This is a genomic window from Granulicatella sp. WM01 (assembly GCF_004570605.1).
Taxonomy (GTDB): Bacteria; Bacillota; Bacilli; order Lactobacillales; family Aerococcaceae; genus WM01.
In genome coordinates this window covers 1-19,157 of sequence record NZ_SPPB01000020.1, presented here as the reverse complement: position 1 = coordinate 19,157, position 19,157 = coordinate 1, and the positions used below count along the sequence as shown (strand labels likewise).

The window sequence follows — 19,157 nt, the reverse complement described above, 5'->3', positions numbered from 1 at the left end:
AAAGGAGTTAGTGTATGGAATTATTAAAAGAAATGGTACTAAAATATGGAAAGGTTTATCCAAATAATGTGTTAAAGGTTGATTCATTTGTCAATCATCAAATTGATGCGCCGCTAATGAAACAAGCAGGAGATGAATTTTATCGCTATTTTAAAGAATCTGGAGTGACAAAGGTTTTGACAATTGAAGCAAGTGGAATTGCTCCAGCGATTATGACAGCATTATCTTTTGGGGTACCTATGGTATTTGCAAAGAAAACATTACCCTCTACATTAACTAAAGATACTTTATACAGTACAGAAATTTTTAGTTACACGAAAAATGTGACCAGTAAGGTGATTTTATCTAAAGAGTATTTAAGTCAAGGAGATAGAGTGTTAATTATTGATGACTTTTTAGCCAATGGTGGTGCAGTGATGGGTTTAGATGATATTGTTAAACAAGCTGGAGCAACAACCGTTGGTGTGGGTATTTTAATTGAAAAATCATTTCAAGAGGGGAGAAAATTATTAGAACAAGCTAATTTTGATGTGCATTCATTATGTAGAATTGCATCTTTAGATGAGGGGAGAGTTACCTTTGAATAAAAGACTAAGAAAAATATTAGGGGGAGTTAGTTTGATGGCTGGTCTGTTCAGTTCAACGGTTGTTTATGCACAGACTAATTTATACGAACTAACAACAAAAGCTGGGTATAGTGTCAATCAACAAGATACACCCAAATCAAGTGTTGTGATTGATGCAGATAGTGGACAAATTTTATGGGAAGAGAATGCTCAAGAAAAACGAGATCCAGCCAGTTTATCAAAATTAATGAGTGCATATCTTGTGTTTGAGGCTATTCAGCAAGGTAAACTATCCGTAGATGCAACCATTACGGCAACGCAAATGCATCAAAACATGAGTCAATTATGGGAATTAAGCAATACAACAATTATTGCAGGGCAAGAGTATTCTATTCGTGAATTGTTATTGATGACGTTAATGAGTTCTTCTAATGTGGCAAGTATGATGTTAGCGGAAAAAATATCTCAAGGGGATTGGGAAACATTTGTGTCACAAATGAATCAGAAAGCAGCAGATTTTGGCATGAACAATACACGCTTTGCTGATCCAAGCGGAGCAACCTTTGATTCGTACACAACAGTAATGAGCGTCCCAACAAATCTTCAACATAAAGGAAATATTAGTACAGCAAGAGATTTAGCTATATTATCATATCGCTTGCTAAGTGATTATCCTTCAGTTTTAGACTATACAAAACATGTGAGTATTACAGTAGGGCAACAAACAAGTTTCCCAGAAACGCTACAAGCAACGAATTATTCACTTGAAGGTGCTTTGTATGGGGTAAGTGGTGTAGACGGTTTAAAAACAGGATCAAGTCCAGAAGCGGGATACAATTATATTGCAACGGCTAAAAGAGAAAACTTGAGAGTTATTGAAGTTATATTGGGTGTTAGCCAATTTGAGAATGAAAATGGGAAATATATTCGTCATTATTTTGGGAATGCATTGTTGGAGCATATTTTCCAAACGTATGAAAAACGTGAATTAGTTGCAGCAGGCACGTATGCTGTTGGAGATAGTGAAGTTGCCATTGGGCAAAGTGTTGAAGGTGTTGTTGAAAAAAATGTACAAACAACATTTAGTTTGGAACATAATCAATTAACTATTTATCCGTCGTATGATAATATTTTTGGGAAAAAGCCACATATTATTTCAGTAGTTAACTTGACTGAACAAAGAGCACACGAGGAACGTTTACAACAAGAACAACGTATAAAAATAATTACTTTTGTTGCACTAAGTATTTTAGGTGTTGTTATTGTCGTGATGATTTTTAAAAAGAAAAGAAAATAACTACAAATATATAGGTCAATGTAAAGTGGGGAGAAATCTCTATAAGACTTGATATGTACAATAGGAAATAGCTATTTTTTCAGTTTAGCCAATGAAAATTATTGACTATGAAATATGTCATGTAGACATAGAAAGGGGAAAATATGATAGGTATTATTGCGGGAACACCAACAGATACACGATTTGGTGTTGAGTTAGTCAAACAAATAACAAATACATATATAAGTGTGGCTGTTTCTCCAACTCCACAAGAACAGACTGCATTTCAAGTGTTGTCAAAACATGAAAAAGAAAAAGTCTTGCAAGCTATCCTACAAGATTTCAAAGGAAAAGGTGTTAAACAAGTATTGATTTATTGTAATTCTTTAAGTAGTTCGGTAGATTTTGATACACTTTCACAACACCTTAGTATACCTATTATAACGCCACTCCATTTTTACCAATCGCTAGCTAAACAATATACAAAAATGGGATTTTTAGCAGCTAATGCACAAGGTAGTGCAGGAATAGAACGTGTCATCACACGGCATAATCCGATAAGTAGAGTACATGCTATATCAAGTCTTGACTGGGTAGAGGCTGTTGAAACAAATTTACCTCCACATCAAATTGTTGAAACAATGGGGCTTCATGATACGATTTCTATTTTTGAAACATTACAGGTAGAGGTGATTGTATTTGGATGCACACATTTTCCTTACTTTTTAGATTACTATCAAGCTAAGACAACTTTGCCGTGTCTTAGTGCAGATTATTATTTTTTAACACAATTAAACGCAATATAAGAAACCCTCGTATCTTATTGGTGATACGAGGGTTATTCCAGTTATTTAATCATTAGCTCTTTAATAGAGAATATGTTGAGAAATCCCAAATATGTGTAGCTAGTCCGTCATAAAAGTCAGGTTCGTGACAAACCATTAAAATACTCCCACGGTAATCTTGTAAGGCACGTTTCAATTCAGCCTTAGCATCTACGTCCAAATGGTTTGTCGGCTCATCTAAAATTAAAATATTACTTTCTTTATTTTGAAGTTTACACAATCTTACTTTTGACTGTTCTCCACCACTTAATACTTTTACTTGACTTTCAATATGTTTAGTTGTTAGTCCACATTTTGCAAGAGCTGCCCTCACTTCTGCTTGGTTCATATATGGGAAAGTGTCCCAAATTTCATTTAAGCATGTTTTAGATACATCACCTGTTATTTCTTGTTCAAAGTAGCCTATTTCTAAAAATTCACCTTGCTCAACTGTTCCATCCAATGGGTTAATAATGCCTAATAAACTTTTTAAAAGTGTTGTCTTGCCAATACCATTAGCTCCAGTGATTGCAATTTTTTGTCCACGTTCCATAGATAAATTTAAAGGTTTAGTGAGCGGAGTATCGTATCCGATAATTAAGTCTTGTGTTTGGAAAATAAAGCGACTTGGTGTTCTAGCATTTAAAAAGTTGAATTGAGGTTTCGGTTTTTCTTGTGCCAACTCAATCATTTCCATTTTGTCTAATTTCTTTTGTCTAGACATTGCCATGTTACGCGTTGCAACTCGTGCTTTATTACGGTTGACAAAATCTTTTAATTCTGCAATTTCTTTTTGCTGACGATTGTATGCTGCTTCTAATTGTGCTTTTCTTAGAGCATATACTTCTTCAAATTTATGATAATCGCCTACATAACGTGTCAATGCTTGATTATCCATGTGATAAATGAGGTTGATGACACTATTTAAGAACGGAATATCGTGTGAAATTAAAATAAAGGCATTTTCATATTCTTGTAAGTAGCGTTTTAACCATTCAATATGTTCTACATCTAAATAGTTTGTTGGTTCATCTAAAAGAAGAATTTCAGGTTTTTCTAATAATAGTTTAGCAAGTAAAATTTTTGTTCGTTGCCCGCCCGATAACTCACTAACATCACTATCTAAACCGAAAGCAGTAATGCCTAATGCTCTAGCGACTTCTTCAACTTTAGCATCAATAATATAAAAATCATGTGATTCTAATAACTCTTGTAATTCGCCGACTTCTTCCATAAGAGCATTCATGTGCTGCTCGCTAGCTTCAGCCATTTCCATATAAATATCATTAATACGTGCTTCAATATCATATAAATGTTCAAAGGCACTTTGTAGCACTTGACGAATACTTATGCCTTTTTCTAAGACAGTATGTTGATCCAAATAGCCTACACGAACATGTTTAGACCATTCAATTTTGCCTTCATCTGGTTGGAGTTTTCCAGTAATAATGTTCATAAATGTTGATTTTCCTTCGCCATTAGCACCAACTAAACCAATATGTTCTCCTTTTAAGAGACGGAACGATACATCATTAAAAATGGCACGTTCACCAAATCCATGTGTTAATTTTTCAACTGTTAAAATACTCATATTATTTACTCATTTCTTTTTTATTCTTTTCTATTGTATTAGAGTTGCTTCATTTTTTCAATTAGTTTATAGCATAGAGAAGTTTATTTTTAACTAAAGGAACAATACAAAGGGAAATCCATTTTAAATGCGGTATGTATAAATAGTGATGTAAAAAGGTTTATGGTATTGCGAAAATATAAAAAAGCCCCGATAAAATATCAAAACATTGACATAAAGATTTTTTATCAGGACTCATTATTTTTAGATAAGTTACAGGATATACAGATATACGTTCACTTTATTATGCTTGTATAAATGATTTGATGTCTTGTTCAGTCATTGAAGAATCGCAACGTACATCTACTTTTCCGTTTATAATACGAACAAATCCGGGTACAGTTGGAATATTGTATGTGCTACGGAAATCTGCTAAATCAGTTTGTGTAATATCTTGGCTATTAACAAAATAGACAGTTGCTTGGATTTCTTTAACAACACGTGCTAATTTTGAAGCGAATAAACGACAATATGGGCATGTAGCACGTCCGATAAAAAAGATTGCATTTTCATGTTGTTGAATGGCATCTAAGGCACGTTGAATACTTACAGATGTAAGTACTGAAATATCTTGATTAAATTGTTCCATAATAGAACCTCCTAAATATATTTAAGACTAGTATGCCATAAAATAGGATAGAGATAAACTAGTTTGCCTAATTTTTTTGAATAATGTGTTAAATAAGATGAAAAAGAAGAAATAATGAAAAAAATTGTAAAAAATATAATTATATCCATATATACAGGAAAATGCATTCTAAAAATGACCGTGCTTAAAGTGACATGAGGGAATATAAAATAATTTCGCACGCATAAAAGTACACAAAGAGAAAAGTAATCCTTTTGATAGAAAGTAAGAGATGTTATTAATAGCAATATTGATTAAATATAAAAATAACACAATAAAATGAAAATACTACATAAAAACGATATAGACAGGGAAAAGATGAGATAAAAAATAAAGGGAAAGCAGATATGTTTGGCATGCTGTTAAAAATAGAGTATATTTTTAGTTAGACTTATTCTTTATTTATAAGGAGGTTTATGTAAAATAATAGACATTATATTGGAATAAGATATACTGATTTACTCGTATTTTGTATGACATGAATGTTGTGTTTTTATTAATCTCTAAATGTTTTGGCAAAGGCTTTTTATAAATTATCAAAGCATTGTCTACTGAATTAGGCATAAATATGCATGTATGAAAGAGTGATTTTTAAAGGGGGTTACTTGTCAATTAGTCTTTTTAAATGATACTATAAGTTTATTATTTGATTAGAAAAAATATGGTGTGTACATGATAGAAAGAGAGCAGTTATGATGTGTGAGAAAGAGCAGATAATAAAAAGGAAAGTGAAGCAATGCGATTAGATAAATTATTAGAAAGCACTTTTCATTATTCACGGAAAACAATAAAGCGATTAATACAGACTAAAGCACTGACAATAGATGGGGAGCTGGCAAAGGATTTATCTCAAGTAGTTGATGCCAATGTTCAAACTATTTTAGTAAATGGGAAAAGAGTGGGGCATGATAGTCAGGTGTATTATATGCTCAATAAACCGAGTGGTGTAGTAAGTGCAACAAGAGATAGTCATCATCAAACAGTCGTGGATTTGGTGCCTAATCATAAAAAAGATGTGTATCCTATTGGGCGTTTGGATAGGGATACTCAAGGATTGATGATATTAACGAATAATGGACCTTTAGGATTTAAGTTATTGCACCCACAGTATCATGTGGATAAAGTGTATGAAGTTGTGGTCAATTCACGTTTAACGGACAAAGATTGTATAGCTTTTGCGCAAGGTATTGTATTTTTAGATGGAACGGTATGCAAAAGTGCTAAACTTACGATTATCTCAGCAGAGGATAATAGGAGTGTGGCAAGAGTAACGATAGCTGAAGGCAAATTTCATCAAGTGAAAAAGATGTTTTTAAGTGTAGGGAAAAAAGTCATTTTTTTAAAGCGAATTATGTTTGCAGGGATTGTTTTAGATGACAGGCTTGAAGTTGGAGATTATCGTGAGTTGTATCATAATGAAATCCGTTTGTTATTAAGTCTTGTAGAGCGCAATAGTCATAAATAAATATACCAAAAACTCAATTACACTAGAAAAAAATTAATATAACTTATTTAAAATCAGTTCTTGTTGGTGGGAAATTCTTATAAATAGAAAATAGTTGTGAGAATGGTTTACTAGTACGATTATCTTTTAGTAGCATAAATTGATAAAGAACTGATAAAAAAGGCTTGAAATAATGACATTTTGTCATTGTTTCAAGCCTTTTAGTGCTGTATTTAGAATATTTTTAAATAGTTTATGATTGGTTATCTTGAATTTGAGCACTCATTGTCATCATGACTTTTTGTAACGTTCCATTTCGGTAGACACCTACGGTAACAGTATCACCAATTTTTTGTTCATATAAGTATTGGCGTAATGTGATAGAGTCTGTTACAGGTTTGTCATTCCATGACACAATAACATCATTTGCTTTTAATCCTGCTTGATCTGCACTTGAGTGTGTTTGCACGTAACCAATCGCAACACCTTGAGTAACATCATTAGGTAAGCCTAAAAGTGTTTTATGTTGGGAAGCTGAAATAGCAGATAAATCAACTAATGATACACCTAAATATGGGCGAGTAATTTTTCCTTCTTTTTCTAAAGTATTAATAATATTGACAACTTGGTTACTAGGAATAGCAAAGCCAATGCCTTCAACAGATGTGCTAGCAATTTTCATAGAATTAATGCCGATAACATTGCCATTTAAGTCAACTAAAGCACCTCCAGAATTTCCGGGATTAATTGCAGCGTCAGTTTGAAATGTTGTCATTGCCCAATCTGCTTTGTTGTCATTATTTGTATCCACCTCAACACTACGGTTAACAGCAGAAATAATTCCTTTTGTGACAGTTGAGGCGTATTTTGAACCTAGAGGAGAGCCAATGGCTAGAGCAGTTTGTCCGACTTGAACAGTGTCTGAATCAGCGAAAGTGGCTACTTTTTGTACTTTTTCACTACTTATTTTTAAAACGGCTAAATCAGTTAATTTATCGGCTCCAACAAGTTCTGCAGGGACGGTTGTTCCGTCTTTTAAAATGACGTTGATTTCATCAGCACCTTCAATAACATGGTTATTGGTAACGATATAAGAGTTTCCTTGCTCTGTTTTGTAAATCACACCGCTTCCTTCTCCTGCTTTAGTTAAGGCGTTAGATTGGTTATTTTGTAACCATGAAAATGAATTATCACGTGATGAAGATTGTTGATAATTGACAACGGAAACAACAGCATCTTGTACATTGTTCACAGCTTTAGTAACATCTGAGTCTGAATTTGAATTTGAATTTGTACTCGCATGAGTTGGTTTGGTTCCACTAGTTTGAGTTAATTGTGTTGTTGTAGGAGAGGTGTTGTGTTGTATTGGAGTATGATTATATTGCAGTAATAGAACACTTGCAATAGTTGTTCCAAATGCTCCTCCTATTAATCCATAAAGTAGGGGGCGAGTATGTTCACTATTTTTAAAAGAAAAAAATGGATTAGTTTTGTTATGTTTTGTTTGATTCATATTGATATATTACCTCCATAAATGATAAATTAATGATAGAATGTAAAACTTAAAACAGACTTAAACAAGAAAAAAGCTAGGGTACTAAGTATTCATACGTATATAATTGATTTGACATGTATGATACATGTTCATGAAAGCATGTAAATCATGTGTTAAGGTTATAAAATAAGATAACATAATAGATTAACAATGTTATGTAAAACATGCATCAAACAAGGTTATCACTATTGTGATGAGGCAGGGATCTTAAAATTTTTAAAACTATTTAATTATGTACGAATATGAGTCTGGCATTTTAGGTAAGATAATCAAGTCAATGCATAAGATTTTATCTAGATTTTTAAGACGTGATGGAAATGTTTTTAATACACTTATTGTAGGATAAAGAATGATATATTGAGTTGATAGTCAATATGTTAGAGCTGAATGCTCTTTTTACTTGAAAGCATTATTTAAAGTAAAGCATATTGCATAAATTTTATCAGTAGAAAATGAAAAATTAGCGATTACTCACTAATTTCTCCATCTTGAATAGCTTTTTGAATACTGTCCCATGCAGCGTCTTTTCCTTCTCCTGTTTCGGCTGAAAATAGGAGAATAGGTTGTGTAGAGGAAAGATTTAATTTTTTTCTGAATGCAGATTCATGTTTGTTCCATTTACTGCGTGGAATTTTATCTATTTTAGTGGCAATGATTTGATAAGGAATATTGTAATATTCCACAAATTCTTTCATTTGAACATCTTCAGTAGTTGGATCGTGACGGAAGTCCATTAATAAAAAGACTTTTTTTAAAGTATGGCGTTGTGTAAAATAATCTTCAAGCATTTTCCCCCATTTTGCTCGCTCTGTTTTGGATACTTTTGCATAGCCATAACCTGGCACATCAACAAAATAAAATAGATGCTCAATATCATAAAAATTTAAAGTTTGTGTTTTTCCTGGTTTACTAGATGTACGTGCTAAATTTTTACGGTTGATTAGTTTGTTAATAAAGGATGATTTTCCTACATTGGATCGTCCAGCTAAGGCAATTTCAGGATATTGTGTGCTTGGGTATTGTTTTGGAGAAACTGCACTAATGATAAAATTTGCATAATGAATATTCATCTAATCACTCTCCTTAAGTATAGTATAGTTTTGCCATAAAAATAGTATAGCATATTTACGTCGTTATTTTAATTGAAACTGTCCAATATTTCTGTATTCGGCTCTTTTTTAATACATAGAATTTGTTAATATACGTTGTAAACATAGCAAATTAACGTCAAGTACATAGTTTAGTAGAAATGTGGATAGCAATTTTTTGTTCTTAATCAAACCTATTTTCTTAATAAAAAAACCGTTTACCAATAGTATTTATAGTGTATAAAAAATACGTTGTATCTTGAATAAATAAATTAAAATTCATCGTGTATTTTGATGATATATTTGTCATAGTCATCAAATTTAGTAGTCAAAATAAATAGAAAGTTGGTGACATTAATGTCATGAATTGAAGATATACTGAGTAAAGAAAGTCGGTTGAATAAATGAAAAATATGTTATAAAATAGCGTAAGTTGTATCAAATGTTTTATTGATAAATAAGTTAAAATTTAACGTGTTATGTTGATGAGATATATTTGTCATAGCATATCAAACATTTAGTTCCACCAGTTAGTCAAAACAAATAGAAAATTGTTGGAATTGATTTAGTGAATTAAAGATAGCTGAGTAAAGAAAGTCGCTTGAATAGATAAAGAATATGCCATAATGGGAGGTAGTATGTTTAAAAATAAGTTTTATTCGGAGTATATAAAAATCGTTATTCCGATATTGTTGCAATCTTTATTAACAACTTTAGTATCGGTTGTTGATAATTTAATGGTTGGTCAGCTAGGTGATGAGGCGATTGCAGCTGTTGCAATGGCAAATCGTATTTTAGGGATTATGATTTTTACAATTTTTGGAGTGGGAGTAGCTTCTAGTGTGTTTATTGCTCAATATTATGGGGCAAAAAATATAGAAAAACAAAAAGAGTCATTTAGGACTGGGATTATATTATCTATTATCGTATACGCACTATTTACGATGAGCTATTTTAGTTTTTCGAGTGATATTGTGCGTTTTTTTATTCAATCTGAAACAATTGAACAGTATACGATAGAGTATATTAGCATTATGTTAGTTGGGTGTGCACCATATTTGTTAACGATTAATTATTTTGATGCCCTTAGAGTTATTGGACAAGTTAAACTGCCACTTATTGCTAGTTTAGTGGGAGTAGGTGTGAACACATGTTTAAATTATGTGTTGATTTTTGGGCATTTTGGATTTTCTCGTATGGGGGTTGCTGGTGCAGCAATAGCTACTGTTATTTCACGAATAGTTGAGTTTCTCTTAATTTATTGTGCGGTGTGTTATTATAAATTTGAATTTAACACAAAATGGAGAGAATTGTGCCATATTTCGTCCGATTTATTCCGAAGAATATATGTTAAAACATTGCCGCTAGTGTTTAATGAAATTATTTTTGCATTTGCTCAAGCAACAATTTTAAAACTTTATGGAGTACGTGGTGGAGAAGTGGTGGCTGCATATTCAATTAGTGATACAACACGAAGTATATTTTATGCGTTTATGACAGGTGCATCAGTAGCTACTCCTATTTTTATTTCTCAACGTTTAGGAGCAGGTAAACTAGATGAAGCGTATTGGAATGCTAAAATGATGTTAAAAACGGTTGGAATCGTGTCTATTATTTTAGGTGGTATTATGTTTGGAACAAGTTATATTGTTCCTGATTTATATCATATTTCAGAACATTCACATCAATTGTCTGTTGAGCTCATTCAAATTTCAGCTATTCTATTTTGGGCTAGCCTATTTAATTCACAAATTTATTATATTATGCGTGCAGGTGGCGATATGACATCAACACTAGTTATGGATGGCTTATTTTATTGGTGTGTGACTATTCCTGCTCTAGCTATAGCAACATACTTTACATCATTACCTATTATTTTGGTCTATGTGGTTGGTCAGTGCTGTGAAATTGGAAAAATGGGCATTAGTTTTATTTTCTTTTTCAAAAAGAAATGGTTAAAAAATCTGACAGAATAAGTGTGAGAAATAAGCAAATAGAGTATAAAGAAAGAGAACTGAAATGCAATCTATATATTTATTATAAAAAGACCTGTTATTCGTCAAATTATAGTGGTAAAGAGATAGATTTGTTTCACTTAGTTACACATAAATAATTGTGTTGCGAATTTGTCTTGTTTACCGACACGATTTAGTGTATATCAAAAATGAGATTGGGAAAAAAGTCTTAAAAACAAAAAAACAGCTTATAATAACGTCACCAGAAACGTTGATTCTAAGCTGTTTTCAATTTTTAAAATGTTAATCGAAAGGATAAAATTTTAGTTTTTTCCCAGTCTCATTTATTTTTTAGAATATATGCGTTTGTACGTTATTCTTGGTGGATAGGACAAGGCATTTTTATCATAAAGGCTTCTACAAAGGACTAAGTTTTATGTTAACATAAAACACTAAGTAGTAAGTTATATGATTGCTACATAGCGGTAGACTTAATTTATAAATCAGTGTAAACATGTCATACTGGCTATTAAGGCGTAAAGCGCAGACCTTTAGGGTAGAAATTTTTTACAGTATCTTGAACAAGTTTACCAAAACCTATCGTTAAGTCTTGATAGATGAGAAGCACCCAACCACTGATATGAGTATTAGGATAAGAGAATGTTTCTCCAGACACATATTTTTTCCATTGTTCGTATGAAATAGAGATGTGTGGTAATTGTTTAGCGTGTCGACTAAGTGCCATAGCTAAGGCAAAACTCGGTTCAAATCTATTTTTTAAAAAAGTTCCTAAATGTAATCCAGCCCGTAAAACTTTTAATCCTTTTAAATGTGGAGTAAGTGTTGGAACAAGCCATAATTGATCGCCAAAGACGGTTAAATGACCTAATAAAGACACGGGAAATTGTTTTGTAAATTGTTGAAATAATGTGTGCTGTTCTTTGGATAATCCTATTAATTTATCGTGTTTGTTTTTAGTTAGGAATGTTTTTTCATTCTCTTCGTCATATTCATAACGAAGTCGGGCAATAAAATGACCTTCTCCTTGATTTAAGTGTGGCCAAATTCTAATCGTATAGTCTAAATGTTGAACAGTTCCCCATTCTAATTTCCCATGAGATACAGATAGATTTGGTAATGAGATAGGGAGTAATGTTAATGGGAATTGTTCAATTAGCCAACTAATGATTTCCTCATTCTCTTCTGGAGCAAAAGTACATGTTGAATAAATGAGTTCGCCTCCTTTTTTTAACATTTTTAAAGCATGAGTTAAAATATCACGTTGGCGAGCTGCACAAAATGACGGTGTCTCACTTGTCCATTCTTGTTTAGCACTATCATCTTTACGGAACATACCTTCTCCAGAACAAGGGGCATCAACAATAATTTTATCGAAAAAATGTGGAAAATGTGCAGTTAATTCACTAGGGGAGTGATTAGTTACTAAGCAATTTGTGATGCCACAACGTTCAATGTTTTCTGCTAATATTTTAGCACGTTTAGGAACAATTTCGTTAGATACTAATAGTCCCGTTTGATTGAGTTGAGCAGCAAGATGAGTAGATTTTCCACCAGGAGCAGCACATAAATCCAACACTTTGTCATGCATTTGTGCATTGGCAATAGTGGCAACAAGCATGGCACTGGCTTCTTGTGAGTAAATGTAGCCAGCTTGATGTAGAGGAGATTTTCCGCTAATCTGTCCATAGTATCCATACTCACAATAGGGGACTGGCTCAATATCTTCATTAATATAATCTTTTAGTTGAATAGACGCTTTTAACGGATTTAATCTAAACGATTTTTTAATATGTTCGTGCTCCAAATGATAGAAAAATGCATTGGCTTCTTTTTCTCCTAATAGAGAAGTGTATTTTTGTTTAAAATCACTAGGTAATGTCATAAGTTAACCTCCAAAATGATTATAATCTGTCTTTAAAAATAACACAACTAAAAATGATATACACGCTTTTCTATATGAGGAAATATGTTGATACGTTTACATTAAAGTTAAGCATATATAGTAAATGGATTGTATAGATAAGAGATGATAAAAAGAGGAAATGTGAAGAATTGTGTGGTTATGATATTATGTTGGTAAAAAACAAAGTTGGTTCACTCAATTATAAGGGACTGGAAAAAAACTAAAATTTTATCTTTTCGATTAACACTTGAAAAATTGAAAACAGCTTAGAATCGACGTTTATGATGACGTCATTATAAGCTGTTTTTTATTTTAAAGCTTGTTTCCCAGTCCCTTTTTGTATCTCTTATAAGAACGTAGGATAAAAAAGTGGCAGAACTAATGCGTAAAATACTTTATACAAAGTGACTTTTCCAAAAGATGTCAGTAAAGTTATTTAACAATTGTGCAGGTGAAAAAAGTTCACCTGCACGTATCTAACAAATAGTAGCTGAAAAAGTGTTTAGTTTAGATAATGATTAAAGTCAATAAGATATATTATTTAGATTTTTTTCAAGATTAGCATATTCATAATGCAATCGGACGTTATTTAGACTTGGCAATTTACTGTTTTAATCAATCCATAGTAAACAAAGTGATTATTCTTTTTTAGCATGGTGTTTGAGAAGAGTGTGCATTCTTTTCCATGCTTTAAATAAAGCATCAGTTAATACAATACCTAATGCGATTAATGTTGCAATTTGGATAGTTTCGGATAAATAAGTATAAAATTTATCGTTATTACCACTGATGTAATAATAGACAGATCTAAAAATCGTTACTCCGGGAACGATAGGTAAGAAACCGGGGATAAAAAATAGTGTTACAGGCATTTTATAGACACGTGCCATAATTTGACTATATGTAGCTACGGCTAAGCTAGCATAGAAATTCGCTAAAATAGATGTGGTGTGTGGTGTAATTAAAATGTAGGCTATCCAACAAACAACTCCACCTAATCCAGCAGGAATTAATGCTTTACGTGGGCTATTTAGTGTAATAGAACCAGCATAAACGGCAATAAAAGACGATAATACAGCAATAATAAAAGGCATCATTGAAGTAAACCTCCTCCTCCACCAAGTGATAAACCAATCGCAACACCAAGAGCTATTGATACAGCAATGAAAACTGCCTCAATAGCACGAGAGGCACCAGATAAAAAATCGCCATGAAAAGTATCTCGAATAGCATTAGTAATAATTGTGCCAGGCACCATTGGCATGATACTTCCGACCATGACAGAATCTAAAGAAAACAGGTTAGGAAAGTGCCGCGTACATAATGTTGCAATTAATCCCATTAAAATAGAGGCGATAACATTTGAAAAGAAGGAGCCTATTTTCAAGTGACGTCCAGTTGTCCAAACTAAGACAAGAATGATAGCGTTAATGCAAGTTAAAAAGGAATCGTACATATTTCCACCAAGTAGGACAGTAAATGCTATAGCCAATGTGATAACGGCAATATCAAAATGAATTTGTTTGTACTCTTGTTCATCTACTGAAACAAGTAAACGATAGGCTTCATGGATAGTTATAACGCCACTTTTTAAATCTCGAGAAATTGAATTAACCTTGTGTATTTTACGCAAATCGGTCGAACGTGTTGTAATACGCTTAATTAGAGAAATAGCCTCCATATTTTCATCATCTAAAGTAATCATAATCCCTGTTGGAAGCACAAACGATTCTGTGTGCTCTACTTTTGCAACACTTAAAATATGACGAACAGTTTCTTCAACACGATACGTTTCAGCATTGCTTTCCAGCATAATACGACCTGCTAATAAAGCCGTATCAGCAATTTTTTTATAGTCCATAAACATCCCTCATTTGTAGTAGTGATAAGTGTATTATAAAATGCCACTTTACTAAAAGCAATAAGAAAACTTATACTGTCATGAGTTTTTAAGAAATGTACTAGAAATTAGTCAAAGCAAATGAGCTTTTCTAAAAAATGATGAAGATACTAAACTGGCTATAAAAGGGATAAGTGCTTAATGGAAAGCAAGTCTTATGTGTAAATATTTGTTTAGTCCAAACGTAAATCCTATAAAAATAGAGGATATAGTGTTGGTATATAGAATGTACATTATATACAAAACTATGACGTACTCTTGAAAGAAGTTCCGTACTTTAATCAAATAAGTGTATTGAATGTCATGTTTATCCTTTATTTATAGGCAAAAGAACCATACTGGGATTGAAAAAAAGGCTTTAAAATAAAAAACAGCTTATAATGACGTCATCAGGAACGTTGATTCTAAGCTGTTTTCAATTTTTCAAATGTTAATCGAAAGGATAAAATTTTAGTTTTTTCTCAGTCCCGCACGGTTTGGGATATTAGTGTGTTAATCTAACTAAAAAGTAATTTTTCTTTCCACGACGTACAATAATGAATTTTTCTTCAAAAGAATGTTCAGGCGTAATGGTAAATTCAATATCAGTTATTTTGTCCCCGTTCAAGCTAATAGCACCATTTTTAATATCTTCACGTGCTTGACGGCGGCTTGGTTCAATGCCAATATTAACCAACCATTCCGCAAAATTTTCGTGAGGTGCACTTGTTTCAAATGTCGGCATATTTTTAAACCCTTGTTCAATTTCATGGGCATTTAATTGTTTAATATCTCCAGAAAATAGGGCTTGAGAAATTTTTAAAGCATCTTCTAAGGCTTGTTGACCATGTACGAATTGTGTGACTTCACTAGCTAAACGTTTTTGAGCCTGCCGTTTATGTGGTTCTGTTTCAACAGCTGTTTCTAATGCAGAAATTTCTTCTTTAGATAAGAATGTAAAGTATTTTAAGTATTTAATAACATCCCGATCATCTTGATTTAACCAAAATTGATAAAATTCATAAGGTGTTGTTTTTTCAGGGTCTAGCCATACCGCATTTCCGGCACTTTTTCCAAACTTTGTACCATCTGCTTTTAACATAAGTGGAATAGTTAAACCAAATGCTTTTGCTTCATGACCAAGTTTTTTACGAATAAGCTCTAAACCTGCTGTAATGTTTCCCCATTGGTCAGCGCCACCAATTTGTAATTGCACATTTTCGTGTTCATATAAATGTAAGAAATCCATAGATTGTAAAATTTGGTATGAAAATTCAGTAAATGAAATCCCTGTTTCCAAACGATTAGCTACAATATCTTTAGAGAGCATTGTATTGACATTGAAATGTTTACCGAAATCCCTTAAAAAATCCAATAAAGATAAGGATTTTGTCCAGTCGTAGTTGTTGACAAATTTAATTTCATTGGCATCTTTTTCAGATGTAATAAATAATTTTTTCATTTGAGCAGTTAATTTCACAACGTTTTTGTGAACATCTTCCATGGATTGCAGTTGTCGTTCACTTGTTCGTCCACTTGGATCGCCAATACTTCCAGTTGCACCACCAATTAAAATAACAGGTTGATGACCAGCTAATTGAAAGCGTCTTAATATCATAAAAGGAATTAAATGCCCAACATGCATACTATCTCCAGTAGGGTCTACACCACAATATACGGCGATTTTCTTTTCATTGGTTAATTGTTGTAAACCGTCTTTGTCGGTTTGTTGGTGAATGGCATTACGCCATTGTAAATCATCTAAAATTGACATAGGAACCTCCTAAAAAAGTTGAAAATTTTTACAATTGAAAAATAAAAAAGTCCCTAGCAAAAAGCTAGGGACGATTATACACCGTGGTACCACCCAAATTTGATTGCCACGATAGAGCATAAATCTACTCAATAGTGGTATCCTTTATTACGATTATCGCTCGTTCACGCCAAAGGAAACTCCAAAGTGTAATTCGTCTATTGACTGTACTAGGTCACAGCCACCCCTAGCTTTCTGAAAGACACCACCAATAAACTACTTTCTTTTTCATTGTTCAAATATTTTGGTCATTATAGCATCTGTTTTCTACATTTGTCAACAGGCATAAAGTCATTTTGTATACAAAAAACTAAATTTCAAGTATTGAATATAAGTGACTGATGAACTTCTAGTTATATCATCAGTAAAACTATCAAATAAGTTGATGGTTATACTTAATAGTGATAATGTTGAAAGAATACATTTATGAACATTTGGTTAGAACAGTTTATATGATGTGTAAATAATGGGGATAGGGTAGTATAAAAATAGGAGAGTATGACCAAGACATAGCACTTATTTAAGGAGGGAATTTTTAGTCAGTATTAGAGTAGTCAGTCTACAAGAAGTAGCTGATAATGAACTAAGCATCTTTAAAGAGATAATAGTATTTGCCAATTATAAGGTAAGTATGTTAGAATCGTGTGTATGATATTTAGGGGGCGTTACGGATTCGACAGGCATAGATTGAACAATTAAGGCAATTCGTAGGTTACGGCTACGTTAAAACGTTACAGTTTAAATATAACTGACAAAACACAAAATAATTCTTTCGCTTTCGCTGCTTAAAAACCAGCAGGCGTTGATCTGTCTAGCCTCTCCCATGGGTTAGGTTCAGGTCTTAGATGAGTGGGATACGTTACAAACTTCCATCTGTAGTGCGTAAAGGAGAATAATCAGATTAGCAACTATTCATGCCTGTTTATTGGCTAAATAGAAGTGAACTTGAAATGAATAAACTATAATTGTAGAATTGATTGTGGCAATATGTTTGGACGCGGGTTCGACTCCCGCCGCCTCCATATTTAGAAAATATTTAAACGCTATATAACAGTGAAAATGCTGTTGTATAGCGTTTTTTGTGTTTTAGAAAGTATTAAAAAATATTAAAAAGTATTTTTTGGTTGGACAAAAGTTGGACAAAATCATAGATCATCAAAAATTTTTAATGCCAGTTTTTCTTCTGTATCTTTCAACTCATCGATTAAATGTAAATATACCTGTTGTGTAATAGCAGTTGATGAATGACCAAGTCGTTTTGATATATATAAAATTGATGAACCTTTATACAGTAAAATTGACCCGTGTGTATGTCGTAAAGCGTGAAAGGTAATAGCTTTGATATTTGCTCGTTTGCAGGCTTTTTGCAATGCATGATTAACACCGTTATTTGTAGGTAGAGTGCCGTCAGTTTTTGCAAAAATAAACTCACTATGTTTTGGTAACTGTAATAGAAAATTTAGCATGTGTTCATTTACTACAATCTTTCTGATTTCCCTATTTTTAGTTGGTATAAAATCTTGCGTGATATGATAGTCCCAAGAACGATCAATTAGTATTGTTTTTTCTTTAAAATCTATTCTATCCCATGTTAAAGCAAGACATTCAGCAAAACGCATTCCTGTATATAATGATAATAAAATCATATAACGTGAAACATATTCCGGTTTTATATTCTGTTTTAATGTAGCTATTAATTTTTGTGCTTCTTCATAACTGATATATTTAATATTTTCCTTTTTATCTCTTTCTTTATTACCAACAATTACAGCATTATCAGCCGGATTACGTGTAATAACACCATCCATAACGGCATTTTGAAAACAGGCTTTAAAATAAATATGATATTTTTGAACGGTTGATTTAGATTTATTTTTTAAGGTAGCAATTTTTGATTGGTATTGAAGTCTAGTAATATTTTTTATAGGTGTATTACCAAACAACGTGTTAGCCATTTTACAGCTACGTATGATTGATTTATATGTTACAGGAGAAACTACCTCTCTTTTATATAATTTAGCCCAATCGCTCATATACTGAAAAAAAGGGGTGTTCCCGCTTGTTATATAGCCGCCTTGATTAATTTTATTCTGATGTTCAATAGCATGAAATTCAGCCTCTTTTTTAGTGGCAAAACCTCCTTTGCTTTCTGTATGTTTTTCCCCATTTATAGTGTAGGTAATACGATATTCCCATTTTTTGCCACGTTTACGAAAACTAGCCATACATATACCTCCTTTGTTGCCGATTTGTAAAGTGATAGTTAAAAGAGAACCCCTTGAATTCAAAGGGGCATTTTTTCATATTTATGACATAATGTATCTAACAAGATAACTTGCGAAGGAGTAACGTTGTGTTCCCGAATGGGAGTAAGTCAATGGACGAGAATTCATATATGCCTGGGATTATCTTGTTTTTTGTATTTCCTAAGGATATTTTGTTTACTCGCTTTTACTCGCTTTTAAATTTAATTCATCATAATGTCTGTGTTGTCAAAGTCCACTGATTTATTGTATAATAAACTTAATAAGTGGATTTTCATTTAATTTAGATATGTAATAAGGAGGTTTCTATC

14 protein-coding genes, 1 other RNA gene and 1 other annotated feature are annotated in these 19,157 nt (G+C 32.4%); of the genes, 6 read left to right on the top strand and 9 right to left on the bottom strand.

Going from position 1 to position 19,157, the window contains the following annotated elements:
* Window positions 1-14: 14 nt before the first annotated feature.
* The 3 genes from xpt to E4T68_RS04115 all read left to right on the top strand — a co-directional run bounded on the left by xpt (window position 15) and on the right by E4T68_RS04115 (window position 2,648).
* Complete coding sequence (gene xpt / locus E4T68_RS04125) at window positions 15-587, top strand: xanthine phosphoribosyltransferase (RefSeq protein ID WP_135124410.1); 573 nt, start codon at window positions 15-17, stop codon at window positions 585-587.
* On the top strand, window positions 580-1,863 hold the full coding sequence (locus tag E4T68_RS04120; RefSeq protein WP_167753805.1) for a serine hydrolase: 1,284 nt from the start codon (window positions 580-582) through the stop codon (window positions 1,861-1,863). Before xpt ends, E4T68_RS04120 begins: the two co-directional genes overlap by 8 nt.
* A 143-nt stretch (window positions 1,864-2,006) precedes the next feature.
* Window positions 2,007-2,648 (top strand): aspartate/glutamate racemase family protein, encoded by a 642-nt coding sequence (locus E4T68_RS04115; protein WP_135124406.1) that lies wholly within the window; start codon window positions 2,007-2,009, stop codon window positions 2,646-2,648.
* A 52-nt stretch (window positions 2,649-2,700) separates the two neighbouring features.
* Here the strand turns inward: E4T68_RS04115 and E4T68_RS04110 are convergent, their stop codons facing one another.
* Together E4T68_RS04110 and traF are read right to left on the bottom strand one after the other, a co-directional pair.
* Window positions 2,701-4,257, bottom strand: coding sequence for an ABC-F family ATP-binding cassette domain-containing protein (locus tag E4T68_RS04110; RefSeq protein WP_135124404.1), 1,557 nt, complete (start codon window positions 4,255-4,257; stop codon window positions 2,701-2,703).
* 283 nt (window positions 4,258-4,540) lie between these two features.
* Window positions 4,541-4,885, bottom strand: coding sequence for a conjugal transfer protein TraF (gene traF, locus E4T68_RS04105; RefSeq protein WP_135124403.1), 345 nt, complete (start codon window positions 4,883-4,885; stop codon window positions 4,541-4,543).
* Window positions 4,886-5,660: 775 nt separating this feature from the next.
* Here traF and E4T68_RS04100 point away from each other — a divergent pair.
* The gene (locus E4T68_RS04100; protein ID WP_135124401.1) at window positions 5,661-6,389 is read left to right on the top strand and encodes a pseudouridine synthase; all 729 of its coding nucleotides are present in this window, start codon (window positions 5,661-5,663) and stop codon (window positions 6,387-6,389) included.
* 232 nt (window positions 6,390-6,621) lie between these two features.
* On the opposite strand, the gene E4T68_RS04095 is transcribed toward E4T68_RS04100, so the two are convergent.
* Both E4T68_RS04095 and yihA read right to left on the bottom strand, forming a co-directional pair.
* Window positions 6,622-7,881, bottom strand: a complete 1,260-nt coding sequence (locus tag E4T68_RS04095; protein ID WP_135124399.1) for a S1C family serine protease — start codon at window positions 7,879-7,881, stop codon at window positions 6,622-6,624.
* 509 nt (window positions 7,882-8,390) lie between these two features.
* Complete coding sequence (gene yihA, locus E4T68_RS04090; RefSeq protein ID WP_135124397.1) at window positions 8,391-8,993, bottom strand: ribosome biogenesis GTP-binding protein YihA/YsxC; 603 nt, start codon at window positions 8,991-8,993, stop codon at window positions 8,391-8,393.
* A 656-nt stretch (window positions 8,994-9,649) separates the two neighbouring features.
* Between yihA and E4T68_RS04085 the strand changes: the two genes are divergently transcribed.
* Window positions 9,650-10,987, top strand: a complete 1,338-nt coding sequence (locus E4T68_RS04085; RefSeq protein WP_167753804.1) for an MATE family efflux transporter — start codon at window positions 9,650-9,652, stop codon at window positions 10,985-10,987.
* Window positions 10,988-11,495: 508 nt separating this feature from the next.
* Here E4T68_RS04085 and E4T68_RS04080 read toward each other — a convergent pair.
* From E4T68_RS04080 to tyrS, 4 genes are all read right to left on the bottom strand, one after another.
* Window positions 11,496-12,869, bottom strand: a complete 1,374-nt coding sequence (locus E4T68_RS04080) for an RsmF rRNA methyltransferase first C-terminal domain-containing protein (RefSeq protein ID WP_135124394.1) — start codon at window positions 12,867-12,869, stop codon at window positions 11,496-11,498.
* A 659-nt stretch (window positions 12,870-13,528) separates the two neighbouring features.
* Window positions 13,529-13,987, bottom strand: a complete 459-nt coding sequence (locus tag E4T68_RS04075) for a threonine/serine exporter family protein (RefSeq protein ID WP_135124392.1) — start codon at window positions 13,985-13,987, stop codon at window positions 13,529-13,531.
* On the bottom strand, window positions 13,984-14,751 hold the full coding sequence (locus tag E4T68_RS04070) for a threonine/serine exporter ThrE family protein (protein WP_135124390.1): 768 nt from the start codon (window positions 14,749-14,751) through the stop codon (window positions 13,984-13,986). The genes E4T68_RS04075 and E4T68_RS04070 overlap by 4 nt, the downstream gene beginning before the upstream one ends.
* A gap of 523 nt (window positions 14,752-15,274) precedes the next feature.
* Window positions 15,275-16,543: a tyrosine--tRNA ligase gene (gene tyrS / locus E4T68_RS04065; protein ID WP_135124388.1), complete on the bottom strand. Its 1,269-nt coding sequence runs from the start codon at window positions 16,541-16,543 to the stop codon at window positions 15,275-15,277.
* Window positions 16,544-16,606: 63 nt separating this feature from the next.
* Window positions 16,607-16,823, bottom strand: a binding site (T-box leader).
* A gap of 417 nt (window positions 16,824-17,240) precedes the next feature.
* On the opposite strand from tyrS, the gene ssrA reads away from it, so the two are divergent.
* Window positions 17,241-17,607, top strand: a transfer-messenger RNA (tmRNA) gene (gene ssrA / locus E4T68_RS04060).
* A gap of 120 nt (window positions 17,608-17,727) precedes the next feature.
* Here ssrA and E4T68_RS04055 read toward each other — a convergent pair.
* The gene (locus E4T68_RS04055; RefSeq protein WP_135124386.1) at window positions 17,728-18,807 is read right to left on the bottom strand and encodes a site-specific integrase; all 1,080 of its coding nucleotides are present in this window, start codon (window positions 18,805-18,807) and stop codon (window positions 17,728-17,730) included.
* Window positions 18,808-19,157: the final 350 nt, after the last annotated feature.